Source organism: Ochrobactrum sp. SSR (assembly GCF_030067775.1).
Classification (GTDB): Bacteria; Pseudomonadota; Alphaproteobacteria; order Rhizobiales; family Rhizobiaceae; genus Brucella; species Brucella teleogrylli.
In genome coordinates this window covers 1,229,969-1,250,212 of the sequence record NZ_CP125970.1, presented here as the reverse complement: position 1 = coordinate 1,250,212, position 20,244 = coordinate 1,229,969, and the positions used below count along the sequence as shown (strand labels likewise).

Sequence of the window (20,244 nt, the reverse complement as noted above, 5' to 3'; positions counted from 1 at the left end):
GATTATCCCTTCGCGACCGACAGCATCATGCGGTGGAACGCTTTGACGATGCTGGTGTTGAGCGAATATTCGCGGGAAATCTCGCCTGCCTTCATCATTTCCTGTTCGACATCGACGGTATTGCCGGAATGGGTTTGCTCGGTGATGTCGTCGGGACGCAGGCGTGCGCCTGCGATGCCGTTTGCCTCGAATTCCAGATGCTGCGGACTCGTCGCAGCCATGGTGAGCTGCGTCTTGTCCAGCACATCGGTGAAGGGTTGAACGTCGCGCGCCTTGAAATCCGGCGTGTTCGCATTGGCGACATTGCCAGCGACGGTGGCCTGTCGGACCGACAGCCACTGCACTTGCCTTGCGGCCAGATCGAAAAGATGAATGGAGCTCATGGAGTTTCCCGCCTTTACCGTTGGTTAACTTACGGGGCGGAACTTGCGTCAAGCTTGCGAAGGTTAAGGGAGTAGGGGAATAGGGCAGTAAGGGAATATGTTTTTGGGGAATGGTATATCGTAGTTTCCAAGAGAGCGCTGATCGCGCAAGGCCAACATACTCCCCTATTCCCTTACTGCCCTACTCCCCTATCTCCGCATTTCAATCACGTCGCCTGACGACGTGGTCAATTGCCAGGTTCCCGACCCCCGACCGATGGAAACAAGGCGACTGCCATCGGGCAACAGAGATCCTTTTTCCACGAACCAGTAGCCGGACGTATCCTCGATCATTGCCATCCCGCCGACGACCTCGCGCAGCGCGAAGACCGGCTTCGGGAAAGCCTGTCCATCGCCGCCGCCTGCGCCGCCAGTGCCAGCGCCAGTTCCCGGCAGGCCCTTGCCGTTGGACATGACCGAACCGGTCATGGTGTTATCGATATCCGCACTGGGGGAAACGCGATCCGACGGGCGGAAGGACGGAAAGCGGCGCACCGTTTTCTGCTCCGAACGGTCCAGCGGATCGATGATCTTGCGTTCCGCCTTTTCGGCAGGCGCAAGCTCCATGCGCTGGAGATAGGTGATGAAGGGCAGCATCGCGCAGCCAGCCGCCAGCGTGACCGCCGCAATCTTCAGATAGCGGTCAACCTTGCTGTGGGGTTTCTTGCCACCTTCCTGTGCGGCGGCGGCGCTCACTTCCGCTTCCAGATCGGCCAATAGCTTTTCTTCGGCGTTTTTGCGTCGGTTCTTGTTGCCCGTCATCATGGATTGGATGCCTGTTTTTCCCCGCGCAAGGCGGCGGCGAGTTTCTGATAGGGATCGTCTGAACGCGGTGTCTCTGGGGACTGCTGCAAGGCATCATAGATGCGCGGAACGAGATCCACCGCCTGATCCAGAATCCCGTCATGCCCCTTTTGATACGCGCCGATGGCGCGCAGATCGCGCGTTTCCTCGAAGCGGGCCACCATGCTGCGAAGCTGGCTGACAAGCTTGCGCTGTTCCGCCGTCCAGTTGTGCTTGGCGAGGCGTGAAACCGAACCCGGAACATCGACCGCCGGAAAGCGCCCCAGCGCCGCAATCGTCCGGTCGAGCACGATGTGCCCGTCCAGCGTGCCGCGAATGGTGTCGGAAACCGGGTCATTGTGGTCATCGCCATCGACGAGCACCGAGTAGATGCCGGTAATACTGCCGCCTGAATCGGCGCTGCCCGGCCCCGCCCGCTCCAGAAGGCGTGGCAACTGGCTGAACACGCTCGGCGGATAACCGCGCGAAACCGGCGGCTCTTCCGCCGCAATCGCCACCTCGCGCGCCGCATGGGCAAAGCGCGTGACGGAATCGACAATCAGCAGCACATTCTGGCCGAGATCGCGGAAATATTCCGCAATGGCCGTCGCGGTATTGGGCGCAAGACGGCGCATCATCGGGCTTTCATCGCCGGTTGCAACGACAGTGATGGTCTTGTCGAGATGGCCAACCATGGTTTCTTCCAGCATCTCGCGCACTTCACGTCCGCGCTCGCCGGTCAGCGCCAGCACCACCGTGTCGAAATCGGCGGCGCGCGTCATCATGGCGAGCAGCGTGGATTTGCCGACGCCGGAACCGGCAAAAATGCCGATGCGCTGGCCAAAGCAGAGCGGCGTGAAAATGTCGATCACGTCAACGCCGGTGCGAAGCCCGCGATCCACGCGCCCCCGGCGCAGCGCGGCTGGTGCCAGATTTTCGGATGCCATCGGGCGTGGACCGGGCAAAAGCGCACCCCTGCCGTCAATCGGCTGCCCCAGCGCATTGATCACCCGCCCGCGCCATTCGAGCGCCGGACGGATGCTGAGCGGTCCTTCTTCGAAGACCGCTGCACCCAATGAGGGAATGATCCGGTCGTCGAAAGGTTTGACGAGAACCTGCCTGTCGGCAACGCGAATGATTTCCGCCAGACTGGTGCCGCCCACAGCCCTTATCGCCACCGCATCGCCAAGCCGCGCATCGCGTGACAGCCCGCGCACGGCAATCGCCGAGCGCGACACGTCGCTGACCGTGCCGCCGATACCGGACACGGGCTTCGGCTCTACGGCCTGTTGACGGGCAAAGGCGGCAAGCCGCGCGAGCGGTAGGTCTGGCGTCATCCGTTTTTGGAGCCCAGCGTCTTGATCGCTTCAGACACGGTCGCTTCCTGCTGGGTCAAAAGATTATTGACCTGCTCAAAGGCCCGGCTGACGCTGATGAGACGCGTCATCTCGGTCATGGCGTCGACATTCGAGCCTTCGATCATGCCCTGCACAACGCCGATGCTGTTATCGTCGAAGATCGGCGCCGCAGCCTTGTTTGGGATCACACCGGAATTGCCTGCATATTTCAGCTCGGCATCGGCGGGAATGGAGTAAAGCCCGAGAGCGCCGATCTGCGCGCCATTCTGATAGACCGCGCCATCGGCGGAAATCTTCGGCGCGCCACCATCCGGATTGAGCATGATCGGCGCGCCGCCGACATCGAGCACCGAATAGCCCATCATTGAAACCAGCTCGCCGGTCGCCAGCATCTTCATACGCCCGTCGCGGGTGAAAATTTGACCCTGCGGTGTGTTGAGCGACAGCCACGCATCGCCCTTGACCGCAATATCAAGCGGGTTGTCCGTCTTGACCAGCGGGCCGGGTTCGGTGCGGATATAGCTCTTGCCGGCGCTGGCAAAGCTCACATCGTCGCTTGCCTTTTTAGAGACAATCGAATCGAACTTGGTGCCCTCGCCCCGGAAACCGACCGTCGAGACATTGGCGACATTCTGGGCAATCGAATCCATTCGCCGTTCAAGCGTAATGAGCGAGGAAAGCCCGACATAGATCGAATTATTCTGCATGGATCAGCGACCGCCCGGCTTGAAGCTTTGCAAGGTGGTAAGAATATCGGTCGAGATGCCAACCGAAGACGCGCTGCCGAGCAGCAGCGAGGCGATGGATGCCGGGCTGCTTGAGGTCGGGTTGTTCATTTCATACATGGCCGTGAAACGCGAAATGAGTTTCGAGACATAATCGGGATCGGACATTTTGGAAAAGTCGATCTTGGCCTCAAGCATCTTGGCCTGCTTGTCCACATCGGCATTGGACATGGCCGCAGGCCAGCTGAATATCGTCTGCACCGTGGTCAGCAAGGCCTTGTCGCCGAGGATTTCATAGGCATTGGTGATCTTCGAAGCCTTGCGCTCGAAATAGAGCGCCAGACGCACGCCTTCGTTCTGGCCACCGGCTTCGGTTTCCAGCGTCTGGCGCAAATATTTGTCCACCACACCCTGCTGCGCCTCGGTGCTTTGGGTAGCCTCGGCGCCCTTGCCCGCAAAGTCGAAGACGGTCGCGAATTCCTTGTAGCGCTTGTCGGTCAGCTTGTTGGCCATGGCGTCGTCGCTCGTGACGCCTTCCGTCAGAATCTTGCGCACGAAAGCCTTTGCATAGGCCATGTCTTCCAGACCGAACGCCTTCATCGCATAATTGTAAAGGCGGCTGTCGGACATGAAATCGTCAATCGATTTCACATTGCCGATGTTTTCCTGGAAATAGGCCGTTTCGCGCGACACCAAAGGTTCTTTCGAAACGCGCTGCAAAGACCGCGTCATATCCGACGCGATCAGGCGATAGCTCGTCATCGTATCGACCATAGGCATGACCCCCTGCTGATAGTTGCGCCCTTTATGCGCGATCAAGCTTGTCCGAAGCTGATGGCGCCCAATAGTCCTCGGGCGACCTCGGCAAGCTTCGCGCAAGCCGCGCTGCCTATGTTCGGCTCAAAGAACTATTCTGCGGGAGTCTCGGGCTTTGGGCATTATCATCGGTCTCGCCATCACACTGGGCTGTATGCTGGGCGGTTTCATCGCCATGGGCGGACATGTGAGCGTGCTCATCCAGCCTTGGGAATTCGTCATCATTCTGGGCGCAGCGCTTGGCACGTTCTTCGTCGCCAATCCGTTTTCGCTGGTGAAGGATACCGGTCGCGCCTGCATGGAGGCGTTCAGCAACGCCGTGCCCAAGCAGCGCGATTATCTCGATCTTCTGGGCCTGCTCTACAGCCTGATGCGCGAATTGCGCGCCAAGTCGCGCAATGAAGTCGAAGTCCATATCGACAATCCCAAGGAATCGCCGATCTTTCAGGCCTATCCGAGCGTTCTGAAAAACGAAGACCTCACCCATTTCATCTGCGATTACTGCCGCCTCATCATCGTCGGCAATGTGCGCTCGCACGAGATCGAAGCGCTGATGGACGAGGAAATCCACACCATCGCCCGCGACAAGCTGAAGCCCTATCAGGCCATGGTCACCATTTCGGAAGCCCTGCCTGCGCTCGGGATCGTCGCCGCTGTTCTCGGCGTGATCAAGGCCATGGGCGCGCTGGACCAGTCGCCGGAAGTGCTCGGTCATCTGATCGGTGCAGCCCTTGTCGGCACCTTCGCCGGTATCTTCTTTTCCTATGGCGTTGTCGGTCCCATCGCGACCAAGATCAAATCGACCCGCGAAAAGAAGAACCGTCTCTATGTCGTCGTGAAGCAGACGCTGCTTGCCTATATGAACGGCTCGCTGCCGCAGATCGCCGTGGAATATGGGCGCAAGACCATCTCCGCTTATGACCGCCCGACCATCGATGTGGTGGAGCAGGAAACCATGGCCAGCGCGCCCACGCAGCAGGCCGCATAAGATGACGACGCCCGAAACCACCCCTGAAACGTCGGTTGAAACGACCATGGCGGAACAACACCGCAAGAATAACGTGCTGGCCGACAATCTGCTGCGCGCAGCCGGATTGTCCGGCGACGATCTGAAGTCGCTTGCCCATGTGTTCAAGGATGCCTCCACGCATTTCTGCGAGCGGCTGAAACATGGTTGCGCGGCGGCTTTCGAAGTGGAAGCCGGTGCGGTGGAAAGCACCGATGACGCGGGTTTCGCCGCCATTCTCGACAGCGCCGCCATCATCGCGCCGCTTAAAGTCGAACGCTGGGGCTCGACGCTTTATCTGACCGTCGATGCGCCGCTGGTCTTCTTGATCATCGAGGCCATGTATGGCGCGCAGGGTAATCTGGGCCAAGTCGATGTCGAGCGCCCGTTCGGCATGGTCGAACACAAGATTTCCGCCCTTCTTTCCGGCCATCTCGCCGGTGCGCTGGATCAGGTTTTCAACGCCGGTTCCCTATCGGGCTGGGTGGCAAATGCGCAGTCGATGTTCGTTGCCGGTGAATGCATCGATATCGCCGAATTCGACCGCACCGATTTCGAACGGTCGCGGCTTTTCGCTTGCCGGATCGATGTGACGGCGGCGGGCAAGACCGGACAAGTCCACCTTCTGCTGCCCCGCAGCACCCATAAGCCAATGCAGGATGCCGTCGCCGCTTTTCTGCGCCGCCCCATGAACCAGGCCGATCCGAGCTGGGCCAAGAAGCTGCGTCAGGAAGTCAGCCGCGCCCGTATCGAGCTTGAAGGCTTCATCCAGCAAGGTTCGATGACGCTGGATGCGCTGTCGAAACTCGAGATCGGACAGGTGTTGAAGCTGCCTGCCGACGCCATGGAGCAGGTGCGTCTGCGCTCGGGCAACCAGCAGCTTTTCAAATGCTCGCTCGGCAAGTCGGGCATTCATTTCACCGTCAAGGTCGGCGACCCGGTCAATCAGGAAGAGGATTTTATCGATGAGCTTGTTGCTGGCTAATATTCTTTCCACGCTGATGGCCCTTGTTTCGCTGGGCGCGCTGATCGTGGTCGGGCGCAAGGCCAACGAAACGATCAAGCTTGGCAAGGTGCTTGCGCTGCGCGTCGCGGCTGCCTCCAACGGTCTGGAACGCGCCGTGAAGGCGATCCAGAGCGAGCGCACCGATCTTGTCGATGAAAATGTAAAACTCGAAGCCCGCCTTGGCGAAACCCAGCGCGTGCGCCGCGAGATGGAAGAAGCCATCGAGGAACTGAACCGCTTGCGCAAGGCGCTGACCCGCGACATGCGCGAAGCGCGCACCGTTGCCGACAGTGCCGTTCGCACCCGCGAACCGATTGTCGAGCAGAAAGAAAAGAATGCGCTGCCGGTGTTCGTGCATCGCGCGGTCCGCAAGGCAACCGTTGATATTGCGGGGCAGGCATGAGCGCTGACAACAAGGACAAGAACATGCAGCAGGAACTGGACGAAGCCATCGAGGAACTGCGCGAGGAAAAGCCGCGCAGCGCGCAGAAAGGCGCTTCCAAGCCTAATCTCGAACTCATCATGGGCATTCCCGTCGATGTGCAGGTGGTTCTCGGCGGCACGACTATGCCGGTGGCCAATCTGATGAAGCTCGGTCGCGGCGCGGTTATCACCCTCGACAAGCAGATCGGCGATCCGGTCGATATCGTCGTCAACGGTCGCGTGATCGCTCGCGGCGAAGTCATCGTACTCGAAGATGATTCTTCGCGTTTCGGCGTCAGCCTCACCGAAATCATCGGCAAATAACGGATCGGCCCGGATATCTCCATGACCGAAAAAGAGCAGCAGGCCATCACTGAAGAAAGCGCGAGCGGCATCATCGATACGCTGAGCGGCGCACAAAAGGCGGCAGCCATTCTCGTGGCTATTGGCCGTCCGGCTGCGTCACGCCTTCTCAAGCATTTCAGCGCCGAGGACCTGCGCAAGCTTGCCGGTCATTCCCGCACGCTGGACCCGATCTCGCCGCTCGATTTCGAACAGCTGGTGAAGGAATTCGAGGATTCATTTGCCGAGGGCGCGCCCGTTTCGGAAGCCGCCCAGCGCTTCGAAGGTCTGCTGCGCGATACGCTGCCGCAGGAAGAAGTGGATGCCGTGTTCGAAGAACGCGTGCAGCCGCAGCTGGTGCAGGAATCGGTCTGGGTGCAGCTCGGTCGCCTGCCGGTTGACAGCCTGCAAGCCTATCTGGCCGACCAGCATCCGCAGATCATCGCCTATATCGTCTCCAAACTGCCGTCGGACCTTGCCGCGCGCCTGTTCGTCGCCCTGCCGCCGCAGCTGCGCAATGCCGTCGTGCAGCGCTCGCTGCATATCGGCAATGTCGCGCCCGCCGCAGCCGAACTGCTGGAAGATGTGCTGCGCCGCGATCTGCTTGGCCGCAGCGATTCCGGCCCGGTCAAAGCCCATCACGGCCAGATTGCCAATATCTTCAACCAGCTCGACAAGAACGAGATGGAAGAACTGATGGCGAGCCTTGAAGATCTCAATCGCGACGACCTCAACCGCATCAAGGCCAAGCTCTTCACCTTCGAAGATATCGAGCGCCTGTCGCAGCGCGCGCGTCTGCTGCTCTTCGATGAAGTGCAGACCGAACAGATCGCAACCGCGCTGCGTGGTGCAGACGCCAGGCTTCAGGAACTCGTTTTGTCCTCGCTCTCCACCCGTGGCCGCCGCATGGTGGAAACGGAGCTTGGCGCCGAGCAGGGCAATATCACCGCCCAGAATATCGCAGACGCACGCCGCACGATTTCGCGCATCGCCATCGACCTTTCCGAGCGGGGCATCATCACCCTCGACGCCAACGAAGCCTCTGCGTGAGTGCGCGTGTGACGCATGGCGGACGATACCGATAAGGAAAGCAAAACAGAAGAAGCGACCGAGCAGAAGATCCGCGACGCCTTGGAAAAGGGCAATATGCCTTTCTCCCGCGAAACGCCGATACTCGCTGGCGTCGCCTCGTTTCTGGTCATCGCCGTGTTTGTCGCCGCACCCGCCACGACAAAGCTCGCAGTCTTCCTGCGCGAACTGATCGACCGTCCCGAGGACTGGGTTCTCAACAGCGCCGAGGATGCTAGCCGCCTGTTCAGCGTGCTGGCGCTGGCGGTTGGCGCAGCCCTTGTGCCGGTCTTCATCATCATTCCGCTGGCAGGCATAGCCTCGTCCGCCTTCCAGAACGCGCCGCGCATTGTGGGCGAGCGCATTCGTCCACAGGCTTCGCGCATTTCGCCGCTCAAGGGGTGGCAGCGCATTTTCGGGCGCTCAGGTCAGGTGGAATTCCTGAAATCGGTGGCGAAGTTTCTCGCCGCCAGCCTCATCGTCTTCATCGTGTTCTTTCAGGGCAACAGCCTGTTCACGGATGCAATTGCGACCGAGCCGAGCGCGCTGCCGGAATTTCTGCGCGAGAACATGGTGCGCCTTCTGGTCGCCAATGTGCTGGCGATCACCGCCATCGCGGCTTTCGACCTTGCCTGGTCGCGCATCCACTGGCGTCAGGAACTGCGCATGACGCGGCAGGAAGTCAAAGACGAGCTGAAGCAATCGGAAGGCGATCCGCTGGTCAAATCGCGCCTGCGCTCGCTCGGACGTGACCGCGCGCGCCGCCGCATGATCAGCGCCGTGCCGACCGCCACCCTGATTGTCGCAAATCCGACTCATTTCTCCGTAGCACTGCGTTACAAGCCGAATGAAGACGCCGCTCCGGTCGTCGTTGCGAAGGGACAGGATCTGATCGCGCTCAAGATAAGAGAAGTCGCCGCCCAGCACTCGATACCAGTCTTCGAGGACGTGCCCCTGGCACGTGCACTTTATAAGCAGGTGAATGTCGACCAGATGATCGCACCGGAATTCTATAAAGCCGTTGCCGAACTCATCCGCATCATCAATACGCGGCATGCGGTACACTAATGGTACAACTATGACTTTGCCCTATTCCCAAATATTATTGGCCCGTTCTTATGGATCGATGGTGACACGATGAAGAGCCTGCAATTTTCGAACGAACGCGAAGCGATCATCGCCGAGAACCTGCATGAAGTGGTGGCGGAGCTGCGTCTCGTCGATCCGGCTGACTATATCGCCTTCATCCGCTGCGAGCTGTTTGCCAATATTGCCGATGTCGTGAGCTCCGCGACCGAGCTTTATTTCTTCCCCGGCACACTGGAGTTGGGCCATGGCGGCGACTATCGCTGCGACTGGCAATCGCCTCCATCGGTCGTGCTGGATATGGAATTCCGCAATCAGGGTGTTTACGCCTATTTCCGCTTGATCCTCAGCGACAAGACGGCGGGTGTGGAGTTGAACCACATCACCTTCGAAGACGCCGATCAGGACCCGGCGAAGAACACGGCGCGTTTGCGAGCCGCTTTCAGCGCCGCGAGAATGCCATTGAAAAAAAGAGCCTGAATACAAAACACCGGACGCGAGCGAACGCATCCGGTGTCATGCAAGCAGTTCAAGCGGCTAGTGTATTTTCCAGCAGGGCTGGAACGCCCTGCGTTCTAAAATGCAATCAATAAACACAATAAATAAAGTAGCCTGCGCTTCCTTTTTACCCGGAAGCGCCATGTCTGGCTCGCCAACGAGCCGCGTTTGCCTGAATTACATGAGATGCTCGGTGCCCGGCATTTCGATGATGCCGAGCGACAGAGCCGTCGCCACCGCCGAAGTGCGGTTGGAGCAATTCAGCTTGATTTTGGCGTTCTGCAGATAGGTCACCACTGTCCAGCGGGCGATGCTGAGAATATCGGCAATCTCGCCATCGGTCTTGCCATTGGCCGCCCAACGCAGGCAATCCACCTCGCGCGGAGTGAGCAGGCTTGCCACTGAGCTGGCGTCCTTATGGCCGCACAGCGCGTTGTGAATGACGCCCGAGACGCTCAACAGACGCGGACGCATCTTCGCCACGAACTGTTCGCGATCCTCGTCCTTGTCGATCTCGAACGAGAACAGCGTGCAGCCGGACGCGCCTTTCGGATTGCGCGCGGAAACGGCAATGAAAATATTGCCGAGCCCGTGCTTTTCAGCGTCCTGCAACAGTTCCGCAACCGCCGGGCAGATGGCGGCATCTTCCTGCAAATCGCGCACGATGCCGCTGCCATCGTTTGAGAAATAGGGCGCATCCTCCTGGAAGATCGGGTCGATGGCGAAGTAGTTCTTCGTCGAATAGCGCGCCGACCAGGCGGTCGGAACGGTCATCACCAACGTCAGATCGGAGGAATTCAGCTTGGCACACTCGTTCATGCGGCCACGATAGGCGTGCATGATGTGCCGGCAGCCGACTTCATCGCGGATGCGGGTCAGAAGTGTGAGCGTGTCGCTCTGAAATGCCGCTCCAAAAAACGTTTTCTTGAAATTAGGAAAATGAATCAGGTCAAGTGTCATGCGAAATATCCTTAAGAATCAAGCCGCTTAAGCTTTCGTTCTGTCGCCTTATGTCCTGCTGGCGACTATGTTTCGAATCGCGCCCGACAAACTGCTTAATTGTTTATAAGTGACAAAAAAAAATACGCCTCATGGCAACTCGCAATTATTGTGCCGCAAGTTGTTACACACAAGAACAGAGTGAAAATAAGGCACAGTTTCGAAAAGCATGTTCCCTATTGGTACAAATACGTGATGTCAGCTTCTCTTGCCGTATGCTCTGAAGAAGAAATCGACCGCTGTTTCGACATTCTTGCGGATAGCTTCTTCTGTTGGCTCGTCAGCAATCACGCCGAACAGACGCGGACGATAAAGCCCGGCAAGGAAAAGATCGGAGAGCTGATAGGCAACCCGGTCAACCTCGAACGGCTCCAAAACGCCGTTCTCGATCATCTTTTCCAGATATTCGGCCATGGCGACCAGACTGCGCTTCGGACCCCGATCATAAAACCGCGCCGACAGTTCCGGCTTGCGCTCGCTCACGCCTAAAACGATGCGCTGGGCGCGAATGGCGGTCGATGAGGTTATTAACGTCACCAGCGCAATACCGAACTCCGTCAGTTCCTCACGATTGGAGAAACCATTGTCCAGCTTGCCGATCAGGGCGCTGAACATGGTATGGCGGTAATGCTCGCACAAGGCGACGAACAGGTCTTCTTTGCTGTTGAAATAGACGTAGATCGTGCCCTTCGACACGCCCGCCTCACGGGTGATGTCGTTCATGCTGGCGGCGTCGAAACCCATGCGCAGGAACACGCTTTGCGCGCCTTCCAGTATCTGGCTGCGCTTTGCCGGATCTTGGCCAGCGCCAAGCCTCGTGCGTCCGCATTCGGTTTCAGGCGCGCATGCAAATGAACCGGCTTTCAACTTTTCCGATTTTGGCAGCTTTTCCGACTTTTTGCCCGTTCCGGCGAAATTGGCCGCAGCTCCGCCCGCATCATGCCGATCAAGATCAGGCGTGGTAAGCGTGTCGGGGCTTTCTTTGGTATGCCGTTCGGGCTTCATATCACAAAACTCTTACATATTTTTCGAACCGAGCGGTTCGATATCGCTTGATATGCGCATCTTATTGGATTATGTCAACATCGAACCGAGCGGTTCAATCCACTGGATGTGCAGAAAGTTTCACCTATGACTGCCAAGAAGTCTGTAGATCAGGCCGATATTCGCCAGTTTCCCACGGCCCAACTTCCCACGGCCAAGACCTTTGCGCCGGGTGATGCACCCGAGACCAACGAGGCGCCACAGAATGAGAGAACGCAGCCTCATGCTGTTCCCAATGCGCGCCCGCAGGAAGCGCCGCATAAGGATACCGCAAAAGGTGGCGGGAAAAAGAGTTTCGGCAAGCGCGTGGTGCTGCCGGGCGTTTTGATCGTGGCTGTGGCCGCAGGCCTCTGGTATGGCTATGATTATTGGACCGTTGGCCGCTTCATGGTTTCGACCGACGACGCCTATGTGCAGGGCGACATTGCGTCCATCGCACCGAAGGTGACGGGCTATATCGACAATATTCCGGTTGCCGCAAACCAGCGCGTCAAGGCTGGCGATGTGATCTTCCAGCTTGATCCTGGCGATTACCAGATCGCGCTTGATGAAGCAGAAGCCAAGCTTTCCACGCAAAGGAAACGCTGGCCCGCATCGTCGCGCAGACGACGGCAGCCCAGGCAACCCAACAGCAGGCGGAAGCCCAGAAGCAGGCGGCAAGCGCCGTTCTGACCAATGCGCAGTCCACCCTGACGCGCGTGCAGAAACTGCACGAAACGCGTTTTGTCGCCCAGGCCGATCTCGACACGGCGCAGTCGTCGCTCGACCAGGCACGCGCCAATGTCGCCAATGCCGATGCGCAGATCGCTTCCGCCAAGGCGAATATCGACGTTCTCAAAGCCCAATATAAAGAAACGGACAGCGGCACGAAATCGCTAGAACTTGCTCGTGATAAAGCTGCCCGTGATTTGGCTTTCACTACATTACGCGCGCCGTTCGATGGCGTGGTTGGCAATCTGTCCGGCAAGAAAGGCGACCTCGTGTCTCCCGGCCAGAAGATCGCGGCGCTGGTCCCGGTTGGTGAGCTTTATATCGATGCCAACTACAAGGAAACGCAGCTCGCCGAGATCAAGACCGGCGAGACGGCGCACATCTATGTCGATGCCATTGATGGCACCAAGTTCGACGGCAAGGTCGTTTCGGTGGCCCCGGCCTCGGGCGCGGTGTTCTCGCTTCTGCCGCCGGAAAACGCCACAGGCAACTTTACCAAGGTGGTGCAGCGCGTGCCTGTTCGTATCGCCATCCCGCAGGATGCGCTGGACTCCGGCAAGATCCGCGCCGGCCTGAGCGTCATCGTGGACATCGATACGCGCACCGCCCCTGAAGACAAGGCGAACTAACCGTTCGGCTATACGACTGTCGCAAGAATAAGCAGCGGCGCGGCTTTTAACTCTGCGCCGTCTTCTCTTTCATTCCGGAGTGCGCCGTTATGGCCGCAGACACCACGATGGGGCCTATGACCCCGGCAGACGACCGTATCGACCCCAAAAAGGCCGTCGCCTTTCTGGCCATGGTCTTCGGCATGTTCATGGCGATCCTCGACATCCAGATCGTCTCGGCATCGCTTTCCGAAATTCAGGCAGGCCTGAGCGCCAGTTCCGACGAAATCTCGTGGGTGCAGACATCCTACCTGATCGCGGAAGTCATCATGATCCCGCTGTCCGGTTTCCTCGGGCGGCTTTTGTCGACGCGCGTGCTGTTTACGCTGTCGGCAGCGGGTTTCACGCTGGCCAGCATGCTCTGCGCCACCGCGACGAATATCGATCAGATGATCGTCTATCGTGCCATCCAGGGCTTCATCGGCGGCGGCATGATCCCCAGCGTGTTCGCGGCAGCCTTCACCATCTTCCCGCCGTCCAAGCGCTCCATCGTCTCGCCGATGATCGGTCTTGTGGCGACGCTTGCGCCCACCATCGGCCCGACAGTCGGCGGTTATCTCAGCCACGCTTTTTCCTGGCACTGGCTGTTTCTGGTCAATGTCGGACCCGGCATTCTCGTCACCATCGCCGCCTGGAACCTGATCGACTTCGATGAAGGCGACAGCTCGCTTTTGAGCAAGTTCGACTGGTGGGGTCTTGTAGGCATGGCAGCCTTCCTCGGCTCGATGGAATATGTGCTGGAAGAAGGCCCGCGCAACGACTGGCTGCAGGATGAAGCCATCTTCATCCTGTCCATCGTCATGACCGTCGGCGGCATTCTCTTCTTCTATCGCGCCTTCACATCCGAAGAACCAATCGTGGATTTGCGCGCCTTCAAGAATGTCAATTTCGCGTTTGGATCGCTGTTTTCCTTCGTGATGGGCGTCGGGCTTTACGGCCTCACCTATCTCTATCCGCTCTATCTCGCCAGCGTGCGCGGCTATGATGCGTTGCAGATCGGCGAAGCGCTGTTCGTCAGCGGTCTGGCCATGTTCATGACGGCGCCGGTTGCGGGTTTCCTGTCCAATCGCATGGACCCGCGTTTGATGATGATGATCGGCTTCCTCGGCTTTGCTGCCGGAACGTGGATGGTCACCGGCCTGACCGCCGACTGGGATTTCCACGAGTTGCTGCTCCCGCAGATCCTGCGCGGCTGTTCGCTGATGCTCTGCATGGTGCCGATCAACAATCTGGCGCTGGGCACGCTGCCGCCTGCCTTGTTGAAAAACGCCTCGGGCCTTTTCAACCTGACGCGTAACCTCGGCGGTGCTGTCGGCCTTGCGGTCATCAACACCATCCTGACGCGCCGCGGCGATATGCATTACGACCGGCTTGCCGAACATGTGCGCTGGGGCAATGCGGAAGCCGAGCAGATGGTGGCCAATCTGACGGCGAAGTACAACGCCGCCGGTCTCGACGGCCCGACCATCGCCCTTTCCAAACTTTCCGGCATGGTCCGGCAGCAGGCAACGCTCCTGTCCTTCATCGACGTGTTTTTCATTCTGACGATGATGTTCTGCACGCTGGCCGTCTGCGCCATCCTGTTGCGCAAGCCAAAGCAGGTCGCCGGTGGTGGCGGCGGGCATTAACCCTCGAAAGCATCCTCCCAGGCTTTCATACGAAACCCGAAAGGTTCAAACACCTTTCGGGTTTTTTCGTTTTTCGCGGAGAAAAATACAACCGCGCCGCGAGCAGGCAAATCCTTGTCGTAGCGGGAACAGCTTCCGTTTAAAATGTGACAACCGCGAAAGCTCTGTCACATTTCTTGTCATAAAAATGTTCCTCCCCCACAGGGATGAATTGCTAAGTCACTGAAAACGTGTTTCACTTTCTGTTGTTGGCAATTTGTGACAAGCAGCAAACTGTCATCCAACCGTCATGTCGGGCGGGTAACGGGTAGGCGCGGGCTCCGGAATTGGCCGGGGCTTTCGCCGACCTAATATTAGGGGAGTCAAACAATGCTTAGCTATACAGCGCGTCTGCTGTCGCTTTCGACCGCTATCGCCGTTGCCGGAGTTTCCATCGCCGCTGCCGAGCCGTCAGCCGAACTGATCGCTGCAGCCAAGGCAGAAGGCGAACTGACCACCATCGCCCTCCCGCATGACTGGTGCGGCTATGGCGAAGTCATCCAGAGCTTCAAGGACAAGTACGGAATCAAGGTCAACGAACTGAACCCGGATGCCGGTTCGGGCGATGAAATTGAAGCCATTAAGGCCAACAAGGACAATAAGGGCCCGCAGGCTCCGGACGTCATCGACGTCGGCTTTGCTTTCGGCACCTCGGCCAAGAAAGACGGCCTGATCCAGCCATACAAGGTTTCGACCTGGGACGAAATTCCGGATAGCGCCAAGGACCCTGAAGGATACTGGTACGGCGACTATTACGGCGTTCTGGCCTTCGAGGTGAACAAGGACATCATCAAGGATGTGCCGCAGGACTGGGCTGACCTCCTGAAGAGCGACTATGCCAACTCCGTTTCGCTCGCTGGCGATCCGCGCGTTTCGGCACAGGCTATTCTCGGCGTTCATGCTGCCGGTATCGCAGCCGGTGCAGAGCCAGGCGAAGCCGCGGGCAAGAAGGGTCTGGAATTCTTCAAGGACCTGAACGCGAAGGGCAACTTCGTGCCGGTCATCGGCAAGGCCGCGTCGCTGGCGCAGGGCTCGACCCCGATCATCATCCGCTGGGACTACAACGCGCTCGCGGACCGCGACACGCTGAAGGGCAACCCGGAAGTTGAAACCATCATCCCGAAGACGGGCGTGATTGCTGGCGTCTATGTGCAGGCCATCAGCGCCTACGCACCGCATCCGAACGCTGCGAAGCTGTGGATGGAGCACATCTATTCGGATGAAGGCCAGATTGGCTATCTGAAGGGCTATTGCCACCCGATTCGCTTCAACGCGATGAGCAAGGCTGGCAAGATCCCGCAGGATCTGCTGGACAAGCTGCCGGACGCAGCCGCCTATGAAAAGGCAATCTTCCCGACCCTGGAACAGATCGACGCCGCGCAGGCAACGATCACCAAGGAATGGGATAGCGTCGTCGGCGCCAACGTCAAGTAAGCGACTTCGTTCGTTTCTGACGATGGTTCTATGAAAAGGGCGTTGGGCTGAACGGGGATTTCCCCAATCGGTCCAACGCCGATTTTCCCTTTTTGTGGCCTCTACTCGACCGATCTGTCGTGTATCTTGCCTGTTTCCGCACGCTTCGCGCCACAAGCCGAAATGCAGTGCGAAACGAACAGCCGAAGAAAGAGCGCATGAGTTCAGTAGCCGATACAGCAGCCCCAGCCAGTCCGGTCGGTAGCGTGCGCAAACGCCGACTACCGCTGACATGGCTTGGCGTGGCGCCGTTTTTCCTCTTCGCCATTCTCTTCCTGATCTGGCCGACGATGTATCTCATCATCGGCGCGTTTCAGGACCCGGCGGGCAATCTCACGCTCCAGAACATCAATGATCTGTTCCAGCCGCAGATCATGAGCGCCTACTGGATTTCGATCAAGGTCAGCCTTGCATCGGCCATTGGCGGCGCGATCATCGGTTTCTTTCTGGCCTGGGCGGTGGTTCTAGGCAATCTGCCGTCCTGGCTGCGCCCGACCGTGCTGACCTTCTCCGGCGTCGCGTCCAATTTTGCCGGCGTGCCGCTCGCCTTCGCCTTTCTGGCGACGCTGGGGCGCACCGGCTTCGTGACGATCCTGCTGCGCGAATGGTTCGGCTTCAATCTCTACGCGACCGGCTTCAACCTTTTGAGCTTCTTTGGCCTGACGCTGACCTATCTCTTCTTCCAGATTCCGCTGATGGTATTGATCCTCACGCCGGCGCTGGACGGTCTGAAGAAGGAATGGCGCGAGGCCTCCTCGATCCTCGGTGCAACCAATGCGCAATATTGGCGCATGGTGGCCTTTCCGATCCTGTGGCCAAGCCTGCTCGGCACCACACTGCTGCTTTTCGCCAATGCGTTTGGCGCTATTGCAACCGCCTATGCGCTGACCGGCTCGTCGCTCAACATCGTGCCGATCCTGCTTTATGCGCAGATCCGCGGCGACGTTCTGCATAACCAAAACCTTGGTTATGCACTGGCGCTCGGCATGATCGTCATCACCGGCATTTCCAATCTGATCTATATCTGGCTGCGTATGCGTGCCGAAAGGTGGCAGCGATGAAAGGCTCGACAGCCCAGAAAATTGGAGCGTGGATCGCCTTTTTCATTGGCGCGGTCTACTTCCTCGTCCCGCTCATTGGCACGTTCGAATTCTCGCTGCGCATGCGGCGCGGCGAATATTCCTTCGACGCCTATCGTGTCGTGTTCACCGATCCGAATTTCCAGGCAACCTTCGGCTATTCGATCCTGCTCGGCATCCTGACCATCATCTTCGGTGTGCTGCTGGTGGTGCCGACCGCCTATTGGGTGCGTCTGCGCCTGCCGCAGTTGCGCCCGGTGATGGAATTCATCACGCTGATGCCGCTGGTCATCCCGGCCATCGTCATCGTGTTCGGCTATCTGCGCATCTATAATTCGTCGTCATGGCTGCCATTTACGGCGTCCACCCGCGCGACCGACCTGCTTTTGATGTTCGGCTATATGACCTTGTCGCTGCCTTACATGTATCGCGCCGTCGATACGGCGATGCGCACCATCGACGTCAACACGCTGACCGAAGCCGCCCAGAGCCTTGGCGCAAGCTGGCCCACCATCATGTTCAAGGTCATCTTCCCGAATGTGATTTCGGGTGTGATGAGCGGCGCTTTCATCACCTTTGCCATCGTCATCGGCGAATTCACGCTGGCTTCGCTTTTGAACCGTCCGGCTTTCGGGCCTTATCTCCAGCTGGTCGGCGCCAACCGCGCTTACGAACCGTCCGCGCTGGCGATCATCTCGTTTGGCATTACGTGGCTCGCTATCATCATGTTGCAGCTCGTTTCGCGCCTCAATAAATTCAAGACAACCGCCGGGTAACGTTCATGGCTTTTCTCAATATCAAGAACCTGAAAAAAGAGCTTCGGCGCCAATACCGTCGTCCACGATTTCAACCTCGCCGTGGAAAAGGGCGAATTCGTCTCCTTCCTCGGACCGTCGGGCTGCGGCAAGACCACCGTTCTGCGCATGATCGCCGGTTTCGAAGACCCGGATAGCGGCTCCATCGAGATCAACGGCACCGACGTGGTGGACCTTAAGCCCAACCAGCGCAATATCGGCATGGTGTTTCAGGCCTATGCGCTGTTTCCCAACATGACGGTTGCGCAGAATGTCTCGTTCGGCCTGCGCGTTGCGGGCAAGCCGAAGGCGGAAATCGATGCCACGGTGAAGGAAATGCTCGGCCTCATCCGCCTCGACCATCTGGCGGACCGCTATCCCTACCAGATGTCCGGCGGCCAGCAGCAGCGTGTTGCATTGGCCCGCGCGCTCGCCACCAAGCCGCAGGTGCTGCTGCTTGATGAACCGCTCTCGGCGCTTGATGCCAAGATCCGCATCAGTCTGCGCGAGGAAATCCGCACCATCCAGCAAAAGCTCGGCATCACCACGGTTTTCGTGACGCATGATCAGGAAGAAGCGCTGTCGATTTCCGACCGCATCGTGGTCATGCATGAAGGCCGCGCCGACCAGATCGGATCGCCTTTCGACATTTACAACCGCCCGGCCTCGCGCTTCGTCGCCTCCTTCGTGGGCACGCTCAACATGCTGGAAGCTTCGGTCAGCGAACCGGACAAGAACGGCATCGACCTTGACGGGCGCATGATCACCGTGCGCGACACGCTCGGCCATCATCCGAAGGGCAAGCCGGTCACGCTGGCGCTGCGCCCGGAAGCTGTCAGCCTCGAAGCGCGCAAGAGCCACGACACGTCGCTGGATGCGACCATCGAGGATGTGCATTTCCTCGGTTCCGTCATCCGCACACGCGTGGCGCTCGGCAAGAACCGCCTGTCCTTCGATACGTTCAACGACCCGACACAACCACCGCCGCAGCGCGGGGATAAGGTGACGGTGCATTTCGCCTCGCACGATCTTCTGGTCCTGGCGGACTGAACCACAAAACCCCGCGCAAGCGGGGTTTTTTGCATTCTGACGGTGCAATCACAGCCTGTCATACACGCGTCATGCAATCCGAATAGAAGCGGCGAAACCGTTTTGATTGCAGGCAAATGTTACATAGCCGTCCAGTTTCCGCAGATATTGCCGTTGAGACGGCAGGTCTCAGCCTTGCCTATGGCCCGGCGACCATTCTGAACCACATCAGCCTGACGCTTCCCAAGGGAAAGACCCTTGCCCTGCTCGGGCCATCGGGTTGCGGAAAGACGACACTCCTGCGCCTTGTCGCGGGCCTGCTCGCACCGACCAAAGGTTCCGTCACGATCAATGGCGTCACGGTTGCAGATGCGGCCAGCCGCAGTTTCGTGCCCCCGGAAAAGCGCCATCTCGGCATGGTGTTTCAGGATTATGCGCTCTGGCCGCATATGACGGTTTTCGGCAATGTGTCTTTTCCACTCGAAATGCGCGGAATCAACCGCGCCGACCGTGAAAAGCGCGTCACCGCCGCGCTGGATCGCGTCGGGCTGACTGGCTTCGGCAATCGCTCCATCAGCGACATGTCCGGCGGGCAACAGCAGCGCGTGGCGATTGCCCGCGCCATCGTCGCCGAACCGGGACTGGTGCTGTTCGACGAACCGCTTTCCAATCTCGACCGTGAACTGCGCGAAAACATGGTCACGGAAATCGGCCAGCTCGTTTCCAATCTCGGCCTGACCGCCATCTATGTTACCCACGACCAGAGCGAGGCTTTCTCGCTGGCCGATCAGGTTGCCGTGATGCGAGGCGGCGTGATCGAGCAGCTTGCCGCACCCGAACTGCTGGTGGCCCAGCCGAAATCGCCGGAAGTCGCCGATTTTCTGCGTCTGGGCTGCGTCGTGCCGGTCGAACGGTATAACGATGCCTATCGCATCACCCAAACCGATATCCGCATCGCCCATACTGAAACCCCGGATGGGGTAACGCATGTGCTTTTGCCGTCGCGTTCCGTGCGCAGCGTACCACTCAATGACACGGCGATCCCGGCCACGGTTTTGCGCAGCCAGTTTCGCGGTGACGGCCATCTGACGACGGTTCGTATCGGCGACCAGAATGCCGGGCATGACCTGACCTATCTCGATGCCGTCCGCCTGTCGCCGGGTGTTCCTGTCGGCATCGCCATCGATCCGGGCCAGCTGCGCTGGTTCTCAAAATAAGACCATCACAGGCAATATCTCAGGAGGCAC

19 protein-coding genes and 2 pseudogenes are annotated in these 20,244 nt (G+C 58.8%); 14 read left to right on the top strand and 7 right to left on the bottom strand.

Annotated features, from left to right (window positions below; all coding sequences use genetic code 11):
* Positions 1-2: 2 nt before the first annotated feature.
* The 5 genes from flgB to QLQ11_RS17230 all read right to left on the bottom strand — a co-directional run bounded on the left by flgB (position 3) and on the right by QLQ11_RS17230 (position 4,062).
* Positions 3-383: a flagellar basal body rod protein FlgB gene (gene flgB / locus QLQ11_RS17250; RefSeq protein WP_109367894.1), complete on the bottom strand. Its 381-nt coding sequence runs from the start codon at positions 381-383 to the stop codon at positions 3-5.
* A gap of 189 nt (positions 384-572) precedes the next feature.
* Complete coding sequence (locus QLQ11_RS17245) at positions 573-1,187, bottom strand: hypothetical protein (protein WP_109367895.1); 615 nt, start codon at positions 1,185-1,187, stop codon at positions 573-575.
* A complete protein-coding gene (fliI, locus tag QLQ11_RS17240; protein ID WP_109367896.1) occupies positions 1,184-2,542 on the bottom strand; it encodes a flagellar protein export ATPase FliI in 1,359 nt (452 codons plus the stop codon). The genes QLQ11_RS17245 and fliI overlap by 4 nt, the downstream gene beginning before the upstream one ends.
* A complete protein-coding gene (gene flgF / locus QLQ11_RS17235) occupies positions 2,539-3,270 on the bottom strand; it encodes a flagellar basal-body rod protein FlgF (RefSeq protein ID WP_121538384.1) in 732 nt (243 codons plus the stop codon). Before flgF ends, fliI begins: the two co-directional genes overlap by 4 nt.
* A 3-nt stretch (positions 3,271-3,273) precedes the next feature.
* The gene (locus QLQ11_RS17230; protein ID WP_109367898.1) at positions 3,274-4,062 is read right to left on the bottom strand and encodes a DUF1217 domain-containing protein; all 789 of its coding nucleotides are present in this window, start codon (positions 4,060-4,062) and stop codon (positions 3,274-3,276) included.
* A gap of 157 nt (positions 4,063-4,219) precedes the next feature.
* Here QLQ11_RS17230 and motA point away from each other — a divergent pair, with 157 nt between their 5' ends.
* From motA to QLQ11_RS17195, 7 genes are all read left to right on the top strand, one after another.
* A complete protein-coding gene (gene motA, locus QLQ11_RS17225) occupies positions 4,220-5,092 on the top strand; it encodes a flagellar motor stator protein MotA (protein WP_109367899.1) in 873 nt (290 codons plus the stop codon).
* Between the two features lie 46 nt (positions 5,093-5,138).
* The gene (locus tag QLQ11_RS17220) at positions 5,139-6,095 is read left to right on the top strand and encodes a FliM/FliN family flagellar motor switch protein (protein ID WP_109368049.1); all 957 of its coding nucleotides are present in this window, start codon (positions 5,139-5,141) and stop codon (positions 6,093-6,095) included.
* Positions 6,076-6,519: a BAB2_0123 family type IV secretion system effector gene (locus tag QLQ11_RS17215; RefSeq protein WP_109367900.1), complete on the top strand. Its 444-nt coding sequence runs from the start codon at positions 6,076-6,078 to the stop codon at positions 6,517-6,519. The genes QLQ11_RS17220 and QLQ11_RS17215 overlap by 20 nt, the downstream gene beginning before the upstream one ends.
* Entirely contained in the window at positions 6,516-6,863 is a 348-nt protein-coding gene (gene fliN, locus QLQ11_RS17210) for a flagellar motor switch protein FliN (protein WP_109367901.1), read from the top strand. Before QLQ11_RS17215 ends, fliN begins: the two co-directional genes overlap by 4 nt.
* 21 nt (positions 6,864-6,884) lie before the next feature.
* Entirely contained in the window at positions 6,885-7,931 is a 1,047-nt protein-coding gene (locus tag QLQ11_RS17205; RefSeq protein WP_109367902.1) for a flagellar motor switch protein FliG, read from the top strand.
* A 15-nt stretch (positions 7,932-7,946) separates the two neighbouring features.
* Positions 7,947-9,017, top strand: a complete 1,071-nt coding sequence (flhB, locus tag QLQ11_RS17200) for a flagellar biosynthesis protein FlhB (protein WP_109367903.1) — start codon at positions 7,947-7,949, stop codon at positions 9,015-9,017.
* A 69-nt stretch (positions 9,018-9,086) separates the two neighbouring features.
* A complete protein-coding gene (locus QLQ11_RS17195; protein WP_109367904.1) occupies positions 9,087-9,515 on the top strand; it encodes a hypothetical protein in 429 nt (142 codons plus the stop codon).
* 195 nt (positions 9,516-9,710) lie between these two features.
* On the opposite strand, the gene QLQ11_RS17190 is transcribed toward QLQ11_RS17195, so the two are convergent.
* Both QLQ11_RS17190 and QLQ11_RS17185 read right to left on the bottom strand, forming a co-directional pair.
* Complete coding sequence (locus tag QLQ11_RS17190; RefSeq protein ID WP_109367905.1) at positions 9,711-10,493, bottom strand: LuxR family transcriptional regulator; 783 nt, start codon at positions 10,491-10,493, stop codon at positions 9,711-9,713.
* A 237-nt stretch (positions 10,494-10,730) separates the two neighbouring features.
* On the bottom strand, positions 10,731-11,537 hold the full coding sequence (locus tag QLQ11_RS17185) for a TetR/AcrR family transcriptional regulator (RefSeq protein WP_109367906.1): 807 nt from the start codon (positions 11,535-11,537) through the stop codon (positions 10,731-10,733).
* A 126-nt stretch (positions 11,538-11,663) separates the two neighbouring features.
* Between QLQ11_RS17185 and QLQ11_RS17180 the strand changes: the two are divergent.
* The 7 genes and pseudogenes from QLQ11_RS17180 to QLQ11_RS17150 all read left to right on the top strand — a co-directional run bounded on the left by QLQ11_RS17180 (position 11,664) and on the right by QLQ11_RS17150 (position 20,214).
* A pseudogene (locus QLQ11_RS17180) lies at positions 11,664-12,916 on the top strand (HlyD family secretion protein).
* Between the two features lie 89 nt (positions 12,917-13,005).
* Complete coding sequence (locus tag QLQ11_RS17175) at positions 13,006-14,583, top strand: DHA2 family efflux MFS transporter permease subunit (protein ID WP_109367908.1); 1,578 nt, start codon at positions 13,006-13,008, stop codon at positions 14,581-14,583.
* A gap of 369 nt (positions 14,584-14,952) precedes the next feature.
* The gene (locus QLQ11_RS17170; RefSeq protein ID WP_109367909.1) at positions 14,953-16,056 is read left to right on the top strand and encodes an ABC transporter substrate-binding protein; all 1,104 of its coding nucleotides are present in this window, start codon (positions 14,953-14,955) and stop codon (positions 16,054-16,056) included.
* A gap of 197 nt (positions 16,057-16,253) precedes the next feature.
* Complete coding sequence (locus QLQ11_RS17165) at positions 16,254-17,156, top strand: ABC transporter permease subunit (protein WP_109367910.1); 903 nt, start codon at positions 16,254-16,256, stop codon at positions 17,154-17,156.
* Positions 17,153-17,950: an ABC transporter permease gene (locus tag QLQ11_RS17160; RefSeq protein WP_109367911.1), complete on the top strand. Its 798-nt coding sequence runs from the start codon at positions 17,153-17,155 to the stop codon at positions 17,948-17,950. Before QLQ11_RS17165 ends, QLQ11_RS17160 begins: the two co-directional genes overlap by 4 nt.
* Before the next feature lie 5 nt (positions 17,951-17,955).
* Positions 17,956-19,018 (top strand): annotated as a pseudogene (locus tag QLQ11_RS17155) (ABC transporter ATP-binding protein).
* A gap of 116 nt (positions 19,019-19,134) precedes the next feature.
* Entirely contained in the window at positions 19,135-20,214 is a 1,080-nt protein-coding gene (locus QLQ11_RS17150) for an ABC transporter ATP-binding protein (protein ID WP_109367913.1), read from the top strand.
* Positions 20,215-20,244 lie beyond the last annotated feature (30 nt).